The 13354-nt window shown below is 69.6% G+C and carries 14 protein-coding genes; 6 read left to right on the top strand and 8 right to left on the bottom strand.

The window, feature by feature from the left end:
* Positions 1 to 11 precede the first annotated feature (11 nt).
* Positions 12 to 776, top strand: coding sequence for a DUF5666 domain-containing protein (locus A5732_RS21300; RefSeq protein ID WP_076103221.1), 765 nt, complete (start codon positions 12 to 14; stop codon positions 774 to 776).
* A 47-nt stretch (positions 777 to 823) separates the two neighbouring features.
* Here the strand turns inward: A5732_RS21300 and A5732_RS21295 are convergent, their stop codons facing one another.
* Genes A5732_RS21295 through A5732_RS21265 form a run of 7 tightly spaced genes read right to left on the bottom strand, consistent with a single transcriptional unit; the run spans position 824 to position 7139 of the window.
* A complete protein-coding gene (locus tag A5732_RS21295; protein WP_064950177.1) occupies positions 824 to 1171 on the bottom strand; it encodes a metal-sulfur cluster assembly factor in 348 nt (115 codons plus the stop codon).
* Positions 1146 to 1646, bottom strand: a complete 501-nt coding sequence (gene sufU, locus A5732_RS21290) for a Fe-S cluster assembly sulfur transfer protein SufU (RefSeq protein ID WP_139334660.1) — start codon at positions 1644 to 1646, stop codon at positions 1146 to 1148. Before sufU ends, A5732_RS21295 begins: the two co-directional genes overlap by 26 nt.
* Positions 1643 to 2902, bottom strand: a complete 1260-nt coding sequence (locus A5732_RS21285) for a cysteine desulfurase (protein WP_076103220.1) — start codon at positions 2900 to 2902, stop codon at positions 1643 to 1645. Before A5732_RS21285 ends, sufU begins: the two co-directional genes overlap by 4 nt.
* Before the next feature lies 1 nt (position 2903).
* Positions 2904 to 3689 carry a Fe-S cluster assembly ATPase SufC gene (sufC, locus tag A5732_RS21280; protein WP_064950180.1) on the bottom strand — a complete coding sequence of 262 codons (786 nt, stop codon included), beginning with the start codon at positions 3687 to 3689 and terminating at the stop codon, positions 2904 to 2906.
* Complete coding sequence (gene sufD / locus A5732_RS21275; protein ID WP_076103219.1) at positions 3686 to 4879, bottom strand: Fe-S cluster assembly protein SufD; 1194 nt, start codon at positions 4877 to 4879, stop codon at positions 3686 to 3688. Before sufD ends, sufC begins: the two co-directional genes overlap by 4 nt.
* Complete coding sequence (sufB, locus tag A5732_RS21270; protein ID WP_064950182.1) at positions 4879 to 6327, bottom strand: Fe-S cluster assembly protein SufB; 1449 nt, start codon at positions 6325 to 6327, stop codon at positions 4879 to 4881. Before sufB ends, sufD begins: the two co-directional genes overlap by 1 nt.
* Positions 6324 to 7139 (bottom strand): helix-turn-helix transcriptional regulator, encoded by an 816-nt coding sequence (locus tag A5732_RS21265; protein ID WP_142248272.1) that lies wholly within the window; start codon positions 7137 to 7139, stop codon positions 6324 to 6326. The genes sufB and A5732_RS21265 overlap by 4 nt, the downstream gene beginning before the upstream one ends.
* Positions 7140 to 7219: 80 nt before the next feature.
* Here A5732_RS21265 and mptB point away from each other — a divergent pair, with 80 nt between their 5' ends.
* The 4 genes from mptB (at position 7220) to A5732_RS21245 (ending at position 11727) form a co-directional block, all read left to right on the top strand.
* Complete coding sequence (gene mptB / locus A5732_RS21260; RefSeq protein WP_076103217.1) at positions 7220 to 8977, top strand: polyprenol phosphomannose-dependent alpha 1,6 mannosyltransferase MptB; 1758 nt, start codon at positions 7220 to 7222, stop codon at positions 8975 to 8977.
* Positions 8974 to 9939 carry an ABC transporter ATP-binding protein gene (locus A5732_RS21255; RefSeq protein ID WP_076103216.1) on the top strand — a complete coding sequence of 322 codons (966 nt, stop codon included), beginning with the start codon at positions 8974 to 8976 and terminating at the stop codon, positions 9937 to 9939. The genes mptB and A5732_RS21255 overlap by 4 nt, the downstream gene beginning before the upstream one ends.
* Before the next feature lie 77 nt (positions 9940 to 10016).
* A complete protein-coding gene (locus A5732_RS21250; protein WP_253189099.1) occupies positions 10017 to 10727 on the top strand; it encodes an ABC transporter permease in 711 nt (236 codons plus the stop codon).
* 58 nt (positions 10728 to 10785) lie between these two features.
* The gene (locus A5732_RS21245) at positions 10786 to 11727 is read left to right on the top strand and encodes a COX15/CtaA family protein (RefSeq protein WP_076103214.1); all 942 of its coding nucleotides are present in this window, start codon (positions 10786 to 10788) and stop codon (positions 11725 to 11727) included.
* Here A5732_RS21245 and A5732_RS21240 read toward each other — a convergent pair.
* Positions 11677 to 12342, bottom strand: a complete 666-nt coding sequence (locus tag A5732_RS21240; RefSeq protein WP_076103213.1) for a hypothetical protein — start codon at positions 12340 to 12342, stop codon at positions 11677 to 11679. The genes A5732_RS21245 and A5732_RS21240 overlap by 51 nt on opposite strands.
* Positions 12343 to 12361: 19 nt before the next feature.
* On the opposite strand from A5732_RS21240, the gene A5732_RS21235 reads away from it, so the two are divergent.
* A complete protein-coding gene (locus tag A5732_RS21235; RefSeq protein ID WP_076103212.1) occupies positions 12362 to 13336 on the top strand; it encodes a quinone oxidoreductase family protein in 975 nt (324 codons plus the stop codon).
* Positions 13337 to 13354: the final 18 nt, after the last annotated feature.

The following is a 13354-nucleotide window of genomic DNA, read 5'->3' as shown; positions in this document are numbered from 1 at the left end:
CTGCCTTATCGTTGAAGACCCGGCGGACACAGATCGCGCTCGGCGTCATTGTTGCCTTCGTCGCGCTGTGCGTCGCCATGTGCGGCTCCTCACACGAGTCGTCGACCAGCAGCGCCCCGCCGGCCGTCACGGCGGTGCCACCGAGTGCGGCGCCCAGCGCCGCGCCGCCGCCGGCGCCCCCGCCACCTCCGGTCGGCAAGGATTATGTCGAGGGCATGGTGCAGTCGAATTCGAATGGCACGATTGCGCTCCGGACGCGATCCGGCTCGGCGACGGTGGACTACTCACCGCAGACCATAGTCATGGACGTCACCCCGGCGAAGCTGACCGATGTGACGCCCGGCAGTTGCGTGAACGTCAAAGCCACCCCGCAGAGCTCGCCGCCCCAAGGGGCTCCAGCGCCGGGCGGGCCGGCTCCGGGCCCGATCACCGCGCAGGCCGTGACGGTCACCCAGTCCGCGGACGGCAAATGCCCGCCGCCGGCCGGCTTCTACGGCACGGTGGCCTCGGTGACGGGCAACACGATCGCCGTCAACGGTCTGGGGCCCGGCGGACCGGGCGCCGCCACCAATGTGACCGTCGCCGACTCGACCACATACCAGCGGCAGACGCCGTCGGACACCGAGGCGATCACGAACGGTAAATGCATTGGGGCCCAAGGGAGTCAAGACGGCGGCGCCCTGCACGCGCAGATGATCAGTGTGGAGACGTGCCCGCCCATGGGGCGCCCGCACCACCACCTACACCTGCCCCACCTCCCGCACATCCACCTCTAGGGGACGCGGAACACCGCAGTGGCGCTGCGGCGTAGGAAAAGCCGGACTCAGACGGTGAAGCCGAGGGCGCGCAGCTGCTCGCGGCCTTCCTCGGTGATCTTGTCAGGACCCCAGGGCGGGTTCCACACCCAGTTGATCCGCAGGTCGTCGACCAGACCGGCGCCCACCAGCGCGCTGCGGGACTGGTCTTCGATGACGTCGGTCAGCGGGCAGGCCGCCGACGTCAGCGTCATGTCGATCAGGGCGACCGTTCCGTCGTCGCCGTCTTCGACGTTCAGCCCGTAGACGAGTCCCAGATCGACGACGTTGATGCCGAGTTCGGGGTCGACGACGTCGCGCATTGCCTCCTCCAGGTCGGCAAGGAATTCCTCACCCTGCGCGGTGGTTTCGCTCATGTGTGACCTCCTCGAAGTCTGCTTCCTGGTCCGAACAAGCTTTGGCCAGAGCATCTTTGAACGCCATCCAGCCCAATAGCGCGCATTTCACCCGCGCCGGGTATTTGGCCACCCCGGCGAACGCGATCCCGTCGCCCAGCACGTCCTCGTCGCCCTCGATGGTGCCCCGCGAGGACACCATCTCGGTGAACGCGGTGATGGTCTTGAGCGCCTCGCCGACGCTTTGACCGATCACCTGTTGGGTGAGCACCGAGGTCGCGGCCTGGCTGATGGAGCAGCCCTGCCCGTCATAGGACACGTCGGCGACGGTCTCGCCGTCCTCGGACAGCGCCACCCGCAGGGTGACCTCGTCACCGCAGACCGGGTTGACGTGAAACACCTCGGCGCCGAACGGCTCCCGCAGCCCCCGGTGCTGTGGGTGCTTGTAGTGATCCAGGATCACGTCCTGATACATCTGCTCGAGACGCAATGTCAGCCTCTCCCAAAGAAATCCAGAGCACGGCGCACACCGGCCACCAAACGCTCGACCTCCTCGGCGGTGTTGTACACCCCGAAGGACGCCCGAGCTGTGGCCGCGAGACCGAACCGGCGATGCAGCGGCATGGCGCAGTGGTGTCCCACCCGAACCGCGACGCCCTCGTCGTCGAGCACCTGCCCGACGTCGTGGGCGTGCACGCCGTCGACGACGAAAGACACCGGCGAGGCGCGGTTCTCCATGGACACGGGCCCGACGATGCGCACGGCGTCGATGCCGGACAGGCCGTCGATGGCCGCGGCGACCAGCTGGTGCTCGTGGGCCTCCACGGCTTCCATGCCGAGGGCGCCGAGATAGCGGGTGGCCGCGCCCAATCCGACCACCTGCGACGTCATCGGGGTGCCGGCCTCGAATCGCTGCGGCACCGCCGCATAGGTGGACGCTTCCATGGTCACCGACTCGATCATCGAGCCGCCGGTCAAGAACGGCGGCAGCGCCGACAGCACCTCGCGCCGCCCATAGAGGACGCCGATGCCGTTGGGGCCCAGCATCTTATGCCCCGAGAACGCGGCGAAGTCCACGTCAAGGGCGTGGAAGTCGACGGGCTGGTGCGGCACCGACTGGCAGGCGTCGAGCACGGTGAGCGCGCTCACGGCCCGGGCGCGGCTGACCAGCTCGGCCACCGGAGCCACCGCGCCGGTGACGTTCGAATGATGGGTGAAGGCGATGACTTTGACGCGTTCGTCGAGCTCCAGCGAGTCGAGGTCGATGCGGCCGTCGTCGGTGACGCCGTACCAGCGCAGGGTCGCACCGGTGCGCCGGGCGAGTTCCTGCCAGGGAACCAGGTTGGCGTGGTGCTCGAGCTCGGTGGTGACGATGACGTCGCCGGGTCCCACGGCACGGCCGAAACGCTTGTCCCCCAGCACATATGACACTAGGTTGAGCGCCTCGGTGGCGTTCTTGGTGAACACCAGCTCGTCGGTGTCCGCGCCCACGAACGCCGCGACGTCGGCGCGGCCCTGCTCGTAGGCGTCGGTGGCCTCCTCCATCAGCTGGTGCGCACCGCGGTGCACGGCGCCGTTGGACGTCAGCAGAAATTCCCGCTCGGCGTCGAGCACCTGCAGCGGCCGCTGTGACGTCGCGCCGGAATCCAGGTACGCCAACGGATTTCCGCTGCGCATGACGCGCTTGAGGATGGGGAAATCGGCGCGGATGGCCGCGACATCCAGGGGTGAGACCGCCGAAGGTGTCGCCATGTCAGGCCCCGGTTGCCGCCGCTTGGGTGGTGAAGCGGACGTAGCCGTTCTGCTCGAGTTCGTCGGCCAGTTCAGGACCGCCGGATTCGGCGATCCGGCCGCCGACGAACACGTGCACGTATTCGGGGCGGATGTAGCGCAGGATGCGGGTGTAGTGCGTGATCAGCAGGATGCCGCCGTGCTCGGTCTCGGCATAGCGGTTGACGCCCTCGCTGACCACCCGCAGCGCGTCGACGTCGAGGCCGGAGTCGGTCTCGTCGAGAATGGCGATCTTGGGCTTGAGCAGTTCCAGTTGCAGGATCTCGTGGCGCTTCTTCTCACCGCCGGAGAAACCCTCGTTGACGCTGCGCTCGGCGAACGCCGGGTCGATCTCCAGCGAGCCCATGGCCGTCTTGACCTCTTTGACCCAGTGGCGCAGCTTCGGGGCCTCGCCGCGCACGGAGGTCGCCGCCGAGCGCAGGAAGTTCGACACCGAGACGCCGGGCACCTCGACGGGATACTGCATGGCCAAGAAGATTCCGGCCCGCGCGCGCTCGTCGATGCTCATCGCGAGCACGTCCTGGCCGTCCAGCGTGATGGAGCCGGAGGTCACGGTGTACTTGGGGTGACCGGCGATGGCGTAGGACAGCGTCGACTTGCCCGACCCGTTGGGACCCATCAAGGCATGTGTCTCACCGGATTTCACCGTCAGGTCGACGCCGTTGAGGATGGGGATCTCCCGCTCGGACTCGGCGGCGTTCGGGTTGACGACGCTGACGTGCAGATCTTTGATTTCCAGAGTGGTCATGAGGCTGTTGTTTCCGTCTTTTCCGTTAAGGCCAATTCGTGTTCGATGGCTGCGGTGAGGCGTTCCCGTATCTCGGGCACCGCGATCTTGGAGATGATTTCGGCGAAGAAGCCGCGGATGACCAGGCGGCGTGCCTGCTCCTCGGGAATGCCGCGGGAGCGTAGGTAGAACAGTTGCTCGTCGTCGAAACGCCCGGTGGCGCTGGCGTGTCCGGCGCCGACGATCTCGCCCGTCTCGATCTCGAGGTTGGGCACCGAGTCGGCGCGTGCCCCGTCGGTGAGCACCAGGTTGCGGTTCACCTCGAAGGTGTCGGTGCCGGTGGCGTCGGCGCGGATCAGCACGTCGCCGATCCAGACCGTGTGCGCGTCGGGCAGCGCGGAGTCCGGATCGCCTTGCAGCGCACCCTTGTACAGCACGTTCGACTTGCAGTCGGGCTGGGCGTGATCCACCAGCAGCCGCGACTCCAGGTGCTGGCCGTCGTCGGCGAAGTACAGGCCGAGCAGCTCGGCGTCGCCGCCGGGGCCCAGGTACCGCACGTTGGCCGTCAGCCGGACCACCTCGCCACCGAGCGTGACCGCGACGTGGCGCAGCACCGCGTCCTTGCCCAGCCTGGCGTGCTGCATGCTGACGTGCACGGCGTCGTCGGCCCAGTCGGCCAGCCACACCACGGTGAGCCGGGCGGCGTCGTCGACGACGAATTCGACGTTGTCGGCCAGAGTTCCGCTGCCCCGGTGGTCGATGACGACGACGGCCTCGGCGAGCTCGGAGACCCTGATCTGCAGGTGCCCGTAGGCCACCGCGCCCTCGCCGGGGCCGGTGACGGTGACACCGATCGGCTCGGCGATGTGGGTGTCACGCTCGACGGTGATCAGGGTCGCGGAGTTGAACGACGAAAACGCTTGCGCGGCAACACGGTCGGTCGGCACGCCGCCCTGGCCGAGGCGCTCGTCGCCACGCGAGACGGTCTCGACCCGCAGGCCGGGCTGCTCACTGACGCTGATCGCGGCCTTGCCGGTGGCGCGCGCCGACCCGTCGTGCAGGCCACGCAGCCGGCGCAGCGGGGTGAACCGCCAGATCTCGTCGCGGCCGTGCGGAACCTCGAACGCGTCCACATCGAACGAGGAGAAGACCTCGCCCTTGTTGGCCGCGGTCAGGGCCGAACCCTCAACCGCTTCAGTCAGGTTCGTCACTAGCCGACCGCGCCTTCCATCTGCAGCTCGATCAGCCGGTTGAGCTCCAGCGCGTACTCCATCGGCAGCTCTTTGGCGATCGGCTCGACGAAGCCGCGCACCACCATGGCCATCGCCTCGTCCTCGGTCAGGCCGCGGCTCATCAGGTAGAACAGCTGGTTCTCGCTGACCTTCGACACGGTGGCCTCGTGGCCCATGGTGACGTCGTCCTCGCGGATGTCGACGTAGGGGTAGGTGTCGCTGCGGCTGATCGTATCCACCAGCAGCGCATCACATTTCACGCTGGAACGCGATCCGTGTGCGCCCTTGTTCACCTGCACAAGGCCGCGGTAGGAGGTGCGGCCGCCGCCGCGCGCCACTGACTTGGACACGATGTTGCTCGACGTGTTCGGCGCCAGGTGCAGCATCTTCGCGCCGGTGTCCTGGTGCTGGTCCTCGCCGGCGAAGGCGACCGAGAGTACCTCGCCCTTGGCGTGCTCGCCGGTCATCCAGACCGCTGGGTACTTCATGGTGACCTTCGACCCGATGTTGCCGTCGATCCACTCCATGGTGGCGCCGGCCTCGGCGCGGGCCCGCTTGGTGACCAGGTTGTAGACGTTGCCCGACCAGTTCTGGATCGTCGTGTAGCGAACGCGCGCATTGGGTTTCACGATGATCTCGACCACCGCCGAGTGCAGCGAATCCGACTTGTAGATCGGAGCGGTGCAGCCCTCGACGTAGTGCACGTAGGAGCCCTCGTCGGCGATGATCAGCGTGCGCTCGAACTGGCCCATGTTCTCGGTGTTGATCCGGAAGTAGGCCTGCAGCGGGATGTCGACGTGCACGCCCTTCGGGACGTAGATGAACGAGCCACCGCTCCACACCGCGGTGTTCAGCGCGGAGAACTTGTTGTCCCCGGCCGGGATCACGGTGCCGAAGTACTCCTGGAAGATCTCCGGGTGTTCGCGCAGACCGGTGTCGGTGTCCAGGAAAATGACGCCCTGGGCCTCCAGGTCCTCGCGGATCTGGTGGTAGACCACCTCGGATTCGTACTGGGCCGCGACGCCGGAGACCAGGCGCTGCTTCTCGGCCTCCGGGATGCCCAGGCGGTCATAGGTGTTGCGGATGTCTTCAGGAAGATCATCCCAAGTGGCGGCCTGCTTCTCGGTGGACCGCACGAAGTACTTGATGTTGTCGAAGTCGATGCCGCCGAGGTTGGAGCCCCACTTCGGCATCGGCTTGCGCTCGAAGATGCGCAGCGCCTTCAGCCGGGTCTGCAGCATCCACTCCGGCTCATTCTTCTTCGCCGAGATGTCGCGGACGACGGCCTCGGACAGGCCGCGCTGGGCGCTGGCCCCGGCGACGTCGGAGTCCGACCAGCCGTAGCCGTACCGCCCCAGGGAGGCGATCGCCTCTTCCTGGGTCAGCGGCGCGGTAGCCGTCTTGCTGGCCTCGGGTGTGAGTGTCATCGAGACGCTCCTTTGGTGCTCGTGGTGTCGTGGCGCGGGCTGGGCGCCTGGCTGGATGCCGGAGTCAGGGGTACGTGCGTGGTGCAGGCGCAATCGCCGTTGACGATGGTCGCCAACCGCTGGACGTGGGTGCCCAGCACCTCGGCCATGGCCTGCTGTTCGGCGTCGCACAGCTCGGGGAATTCCTCGGCGACGTGCGACACCGGGCAGTGGTGCTGGCAGATCTGCACGCCGTGGATCGGCCCGCCGACCTGCGTGGTGGTGGTGACATAGCCGGCCTTGGTCAGCGCGGTGGCGATCCGGTCGGCCGCCGCCTCGACGTCGGTGTCCGCCGCGCTGTCGGCCGCGGGGACGTCGGCCAGGATGCCGTCGATGCGCTGCCGGGCGAAGGCCTGCACCGCTTCTTCACCACCGATCTCGCGGAGTTGCCGCATGGCCGCCGCCGCCAGGTCGTCGTAGGCGTGATCGAGCTTGGCCCGGCCGGCCGCGGTCAGCCGGTAGCGCTTCGCGGGACGCCCGCGTCCCACCTGCTGCCACGCCGCGGCCGCGGTGGACTCTGCGTCACCGGCCTCGATCAGGGCGTCGAGGTGGCGTCGCACACCGGCGGCCGCCAGGCCCAGCCGGTCACCGATCTCGCCGGCGGTGATCGATCCGGATTCCAGCAGCAGGCGCACGATCGCGCGGCGAGTGTGACCATCCGGCACCGACGCGCCGACGTCCGCCGCGCCGGTAACGGCGTCAGCGACCCCATCGGGGCTGGTTCGGATTTTCACAACACCAGTGTGACGCAATTCCGGGGATCGGTCTAGCAAGGGTCCCCTGTCCTGGCGTTGCGCTGCTCACACCCACCGCGCCGCAGTGACGCGGCCCGCCCGGCGGCTACGCTGCTCTGATGGCAGCCCGCCACCACACGCTGAGCTCATCGATCGCCAGTCTGCACGGCGACGAGCAAGCGGTGGGTTCGCCGCTGAACGATACCGAGCTCACCGCGCTGCGCCGCACCCGCCTGTTCGGCGCGACCGGCACAGTGGTGATGGCGATCGGCGCGCTCGGCGCCGGTGCCCGGCCCGTCGTGCAGGACCCCACGTTCGGCGTGCGGCTGCTCAACCTGCCGTCGCGCATCCAGACCGTCTCGTTGACCATGACGACCACCGGTGCGGTCATGATGGCGCTGGCCTGGTTGATGCTCGGCCGGTTCGCGCTGGGAAACCGGCGGATGTCGCGCGGCGACCTGGACCGCACCCTGCTGCTGTGGGTGTTGCCGCTGTTGATCGCCCCGCCGATGTACAGCAAGGACGTCTACTCCTATCTGGCGCAGAGCCAGATCTCGCTGGAGGGTCTGGACCCCTACCGGGTGGGCCCGGCGTCGGGCCTGGGCCTGTCCCACATCTTCACGCTGTCGGTGCCGACGCTGTGGCGCGAGACGCCCGCGCCCTATGGGCCGCTGTTCTTATGGATCGGGCGCGGCATCTCCGCGATCACCGGGGAGAACATCGTCGCCGCCGTGCTGTGCCACCGGCTGGTGGAGCTGCTGGGGGTGGGACTGATCGTCTGGGCGACACCGCGGCTGGCCCGGCGCTGCGGCGTCGCCGAGGTCAGCGCGCTGTGGCTGGGGGCGGCCAACCCGCTGCTGATCATGCACCTGGTGGCCGGGGCGCACAACGAGGCGCTGATGCTGGGCCTGATGCTGGCCGGGGCCGAATTCGCGTTGCGCGGCATCGACGCACCCCGAGTGCTGCCCATGTCGTGGACGATGGCCCCGGCGACGATGCCGGCCGGTGGCCGGAGGAGGAGCCGGGCACTCAGCATCGCCCCGGACTGGGAACCGCTGGGGATGCTGATCGCCGGGTCGGTGCTGATCGTGTTGTCGTCGCAGGTGAAGCTGCCGTCGCTGCTGGCGCTGGGCTTCGTCACGATGGCGCTGGCCTATCGCTGCGGCGGCACCCTGCGCGCCCTGCTGCTGACGGGCGGCGGCATGGCGGCGTTGTCGCTGGCGGTGATGGCGCTGGTGGGCTGGGCCAGCGGCCTCGGATTCGGGTGGATCTACACGCTGGGCACCGCCAACGTGGTGCGCAGCTGGATGTCGCCGCCGACGCTGCTGGCGCTCGGCACCGGACAGGTCGGCATCCTGCTGGGCCTGGGCGATCACACCACCGCGGTGCTGGGGCTGACCCGTGCGATCGGCGTGCTGATCATCACGGTCATGGTGGCCTGGCTGCTGCTGGCCGTCTTCCGCGGCCGGCTGCACCCGATCGGCGGGCTCGGCGTCGCGCTGGGCATCACGGTGCTGCTCTTCCCCGTCGTGCAGCCCTGGTACCTGCTGTGGGCGATCATCCCGCTGGCCGCCTGGGCGACGCGGACCGGCTTCCGGGTGGCCGCCATCGTGATCAGCCTGGTCGTCGGGATCTTCGGCCCGACCGCCAACGGCGACCGGTTCGCGCTGTTCCAGATCATCGACGCGACCCTGGCCAGCACGGTCATCGTCGTCGCGCTCATCGGGTTGACCTACACCCGCCTGCCGTGGCGCCGCCCGCCCGGGCAGGACACCGAATCCAACGGCGAACCGGTCAACGACACGGCGACAACGCCGCCGGCTCCGCCGACCCCCCGCCCGGCGCCGGCGCATGACGCCTACGCTGATTCCACGTGAGCTCGGCCTTTCCAGAATCGCGCGAATCCCCTGACGCAGTGGTGCGGCTGCGCGGGGTCACCAAGAAATACGGATCCGGCGCGACGGCCATCGAGGCCGTCTCCAATCTCGACCTCGAGGTGTACGCCGCCGAGGTGCTGGCCCTGCTCGGCCCCAACGGCGCGGGCAAGACGACGACGGTCGAGATGTGCGAGGGCTTCGTGCGCCCGGACGCCGGCACCATCGAGGTGCTCGGCCTGGACCCGATCGCCGACAACGCGCGGCTGCGGGCGCGGATCGGGGTGATGCTGCAGGGCGGCGGCGGTTATCCCGCCGCCCGGGCCGGCGAGATGCTCAACCTGGTGGCCGCCTACGCCGCCGATCCGCTGGACCCGGCCTGGCTGCTGGACACGCTGGGCCTCACCGACGCCGCCCGCACCACCTACCGGCGGCTCTCCGGCGGCCAGCAGCAGCGGCTGGCGCTGGCGTGTGCGCTGGTCGGCCGCCCCGAACTGGTGTTCCTCGACGAGCCGACCGCGGGCATGGACGCCCATGCTCGCCTGCTGGTCTGGGAACTGATCGACGCGCTGCGCCGCGACGGCGTGACGGTGGTGCTGACCACCCACCAGCTCAAGGAGGCCGAGGAGCTCGCCGACCGGCTGGTGATCATCGACCACGGGGCGACGGTGGCCTCCGGCACGCCGACGGAGCTGATGCGCAGCGGGGCCAAGGACCAGTTGCGGTTCAGCGCACCGCCACGCCTCGACCTGTCGTTGCTGTCCGCCGCCCTGCCGGAGGACTACAAGGCCACCGAGGTGACGCCGGGCGAGTACCTGGTCGAGGGGCACGTCGACCCCCAGGTGCTGGCGACCGTCACATCCTGGTGCGCGCGGATCGACGTGCTCGCCACCGACATGCGCGTCGAGCAGCGCAGCCTCGAGGATGTGTTCCTCGACCTCACCGGCAGGAAGTTACGGCCTTGACGGACAACGAGATTCATTCGAGCGTGTTCCCCGCCGGCACCTTCGCTCCCGACCCGCGGCCCAGCGCCGTGCCGAAAATGCTTGCCGCGCAATTCGGTTTGGAGCTCAAGCTGTTGCTGCGCAACGGCGAACAGCTGCTGCTGACCATGTTCATCCCGATCACGCTGCTGGTCGGGCTCACGCTGCTGCCGCTCGGTTCGTTCGGCCCGCACCGCGCGGCGACCTTCACCCCGGTCATCATGGCGCTGGCGGTGATCTCGACGGCGTTCACCGGGCAGGCGATCGCGGTTGCCTTCGATCGGCGCTACGGCGCGCTCAAGCGGCTCGGCGCCACCCCGCTTCCGGTGTGGGGCATCATCGCAGGCAAGTCCCTGGCCGTGGTCACGGTGGTGTTCCTGCAGGCAATCCTGTTGGGCGCCATCGGTTTTGCGCTCGGCTGGCGACCCACGCCGACCGCGCTGACGCTGGGTGCGGCGGTCATCGCGCTGGGCACCGCGGTGTTCGCGGCGCTGGGGTTGCTGCTCGGCGGGACCCTGCGCGCCGAGATCGTGCTGGCGGTCGCCAACCTGTTGTGGTTCGTCTTCGCCGGGTTGGGCGCGCTGACCCTGGAAACCGGGATCACCCCGGCGGCGGTGAAACTCGCGGCCCGGCTGACCCCGTCCGGCGCGCTCACCGAGGCGCTCTCGCAGGCGATGACCATGTCGGTGGACTGGTTCGGCGTGATCGTCCTGGTGGCGTGGGGCGCGGTCGGCGCGCTGAGCGCGCTGCGCTGGTTCCGCTTCACCTGACGGTCTTACTACAGCCCGTAGTTTTAGGTGCCTTAGGATCGGGCCCGTGGTTGGACGGATGCTGTTGCGCGTGGTGGACCTGCTGCCCAACCCCAGCGTGGGCGTGCAGCGCCTGATCGCCGCGGCCGTCATCCTCACCCAGGGCGGCATCGCCATCACCGGCGCGATCGTGCGCGTCACCGCCTCGGGGCTGGGTTGCCCCACCTGGCCGCAGTGCTTTCCGGGCAGCTTCGTTCCGGTGGCCCACGCCGAGGTGCCGCGCATCCACCAGGCCGTCGAATTCGGCAATCGAATGGTCACCTTCGCGGTGGTCATCACCGCGGCGCTGGCCGTGCTGGCCGTGACCCGGGCCCGGCGGCGCCGCGAGGTGCTCGTCTATGCCTGGCTGATGCCGGTGTCCACCGTCGTGCAGGCGGTGATCGGCGGCATCACCGTGCGCACCGGGCTGCTGTGGTGGACGGTGGCCATCCACCTGCTGACGTCGATGACGATGGTGTGGCTGTCGGTGCTGCTCTACGTGAAGGTCGGCGAGCCCGACGACGGAGTGGCTCGCCGGCGAGTGGTCAGGCCGCTGACCGCGCTGACCGCGCTGTCCGGCCTGGACCTGGCCGCGGTGCTGGTCACCGGCACGCTGGTGACGGCCGCGGGCCCGCACGCGGGCGATCGCAGCCCCACCCGGACGGTGCCGCGGCTGAAGGTCGAGGTCGACACCCTCGTGCACATGCACTCGTCGCTACTGATCGCCTACTTCGCGCTGCTGGTGGGCCTGGGCTTCGGGCTGCTGGCGGTGCGCGCCGCCCGTCCCGTGCTGCTGCGGCTCGCGGTGCTGCTGGTGCTGGTGTTCGCGCAAGCGGGCGTCGGCATAGCGCAGTACTACACCGGGGTTCCCGCCGTGCTGGTCGCCCTGCACGTGGCCGGGGCCGCGGCGTGCACGGCGGCCACCGCGGCGCTATGGGCGTCGATGCGAGAGCGGGCCGAGCCCGAGCCGCTCGCAGGCTGACTCCACCGCCAGGGCGAAGCGGTGCTGCGCGAGGTCGCGGGCCGCGGTGTCCAGCCGGCGCCAGCCCAGCGACGGCGCGACCAGGTCGAGCCCGACCAGCCGTTCGCCGGCCACCTCGACCCGCGCGCAGAGCAGCTCCCGGGCGGCGACGCCGGAGTGCTTGGCGGCCGCGGCGAGCGCGGCGTGGCCGAGGTCCCACGACTCGAATTCCGGCTCGACCGGCCAGGCGTGCGACCGCTCGCCGCCCAGGAAGATCAACGACGCGTCGGGCGGTGTGTCCGGATCGGTCGTCGGCACCCCGTCGCGCTCGAGGTCGCGCAAATACCGCTCATCGAGGTTCCAAGCCACCGCGCCGGGCGGGTTGAGCAGGTGGCGCACCCGCCCGGTCCAGGCCAGGAATTCGTCGCGCCGATCCGGGGCGCGCGCGACGGCCCGCAGTATCACCAGGTCCGCGCCGGCGGTGCCCGGATCGTCCCAGGACAGCCAACGCGCGTGCAGGCCCCGCCGCCGCAGCGCGCCCACCAGACCGGCGTCGTCGGCCGTCGCGCCCGCGCCGTCGCCCGCCCCCGCCAGCACGATGCGGGGATGGAAGACGTCCGGGCGAGCGAGTTTCATGCCCGGGCATGATAAGCAGATGCACGCGATCGAGATCAGCGAGACCGGCGGCCCCGAGGTGCTGCGCTACGTCGACACGACCACGCCCACGCCCGGGCCGGGCGAGGTGCTGATCAAGGCCGAGGCCATCGGCGTCAACTACATCGACACCTACTTCCGCTCCGGGCAGTACCCGCGGGAGTTGCCGTTCGTCCTCGGCTCGGAACTGGCCGGCACCATCGAATCCCTCGGCGACGGCGTCGACGGGTTGCGCGTCGGCGACCGCGTGGTCAGCGCCGCGGCGTCCGGCGGATATGCCGAATATGCCACTGCCCCAGCACATTTGACGGCTGAGTTGCCCGACGGCGTGACGGCCGACGTGGCGGCCTCGTCGCTGCTGAAGGGGTTGACCGCCCATTACCTGCTGAAGTCGGTGTATCCGGTGCAGGCAGGCGACACGGTGCTGGTGCACGCCGGCGCGGGCGGCGTCGGCCTGATCCTGACTCAGTGGGCCCACCTGCTCGGTGTGCGGGTGATCACCACGGTCTCGACTCCGGAGAAGGAGCGGCTGTCCCGCCAGGCGGGCGCCGACGAAGTGCTCCCCTACCCCGACGATCCCGCGGCGTTCGGCGAGCGGATCCGCTCGTTGACCGACGGCGCCGGCGTGGCCGTGGTGTACGACGGCGTGGGCGCGACCACCTTCGACGCCAGCCTGGCCAGCCTGGCCATCCGGGGCACGCTGGCGCTGTTCGGCGCGGCCAGCGGGCCCGTTCCGCCGTTCGACCCGCAACGCCTCAACGCCGCCGGCTCGGTGTTCTTGACCCGCCCGTCGCTGGCGCATTTCGTGCGCACCGGCCAGGAATTCAGTTGGCGGGCAGAGGAATTGTTCGCCGCGATCGCCGGCGGCGACATCACCGTCGAGGTAGGCGGGCGCTACCCGCTGGCCGAGGCGACCCGCGCCCACCAGGATCTGCAGGGCCGCAAGACGGCCGGCTCGATCGTGCTGCTGCCCTGAACCGGCCTTGTCACAGGA

Source organism: Mycobacterium colombiense (assembly GCF_001953985.1).
In the GTDB taxonomy this organism is placed as follows: Bacteria; Actinomycetota; Actinomycetes; order Mycobacteriales; family Mycobacteriaceae; genus Mycobacterium; species Mycobacterium colombiense_B.
The sequence above is the reverse complement of the archived record's forward strand: the minus strand, read 5'-3'. Positions and strand labels throughout refer to the sequence as shown.

Excerpts from the sequence above, each read along its gene's own strand:
- A5732_RS21295 (WP_064950177.1), bottom strand. The coding sequence starts at position 1,171 with ATGAGCGAAACCACCGCGCAGGGTGAGGAATTCCTTGCCGACCTGGAG.
- A5732_RS21285 (WP_076103220.1), bottom strand. The coding sequence starts at position 2,902 with ATGGCGACACCTTCGGCGGTCTCACCCCTGGATGTCGCGGCCATCCGC.
- sufC (WP_064950180.1), bottom strand. The coding sequence starts at position 3,689 with ATGACCACTCTGGAAATCAAAGATCTGCACGTCAGCGTCGTCAACCCG.
- sufB (WP_064950182.1), bottom strand. The coding sequence starts at position 6,327 with ATGACACTCACACCCGAGGCCAGCAAGACGGCTACCGCGCCGCTGACC.
- mptB (WP_076103217.1), top strand. The coding sequence starts at position 7,220 with ATGGCAGCCCGCCACCACACGCTGAGCTCATCGATCGCCAGTCTGCAC.
- A5732_RS21250 (WP_253189099.1), top strand. The coding sequence starts at position 10,017 with ATGCTTGCCGCGCAATTCGGTTTGGAGCTCAAGCTGTTGCTGCGCAAC.
- A5732_RS21245 (WP_076103214.1), top strand. The coding sequence starts at position 10,786 with ATGCTGTTGCGCGTGGTGGACCTGCTGCCCAACCCCAGCGTGGGCGTG.
- A5732_RS21240 (WP_076103213.1), bottom strand. The coding sequence starts at position 12,342 with ATGAAACTCGCTCGCCCGGACGTCTTCCATCCCCGCATCGTGCTGGCG.
- A5732_RS21235 (WP_076103212.1), top strand. The coding sequence starts at position 12,362 with ATGCACGCGATCGAGATCAGCGAGACCGGCGGCCCCGAGGTGCTGCGC.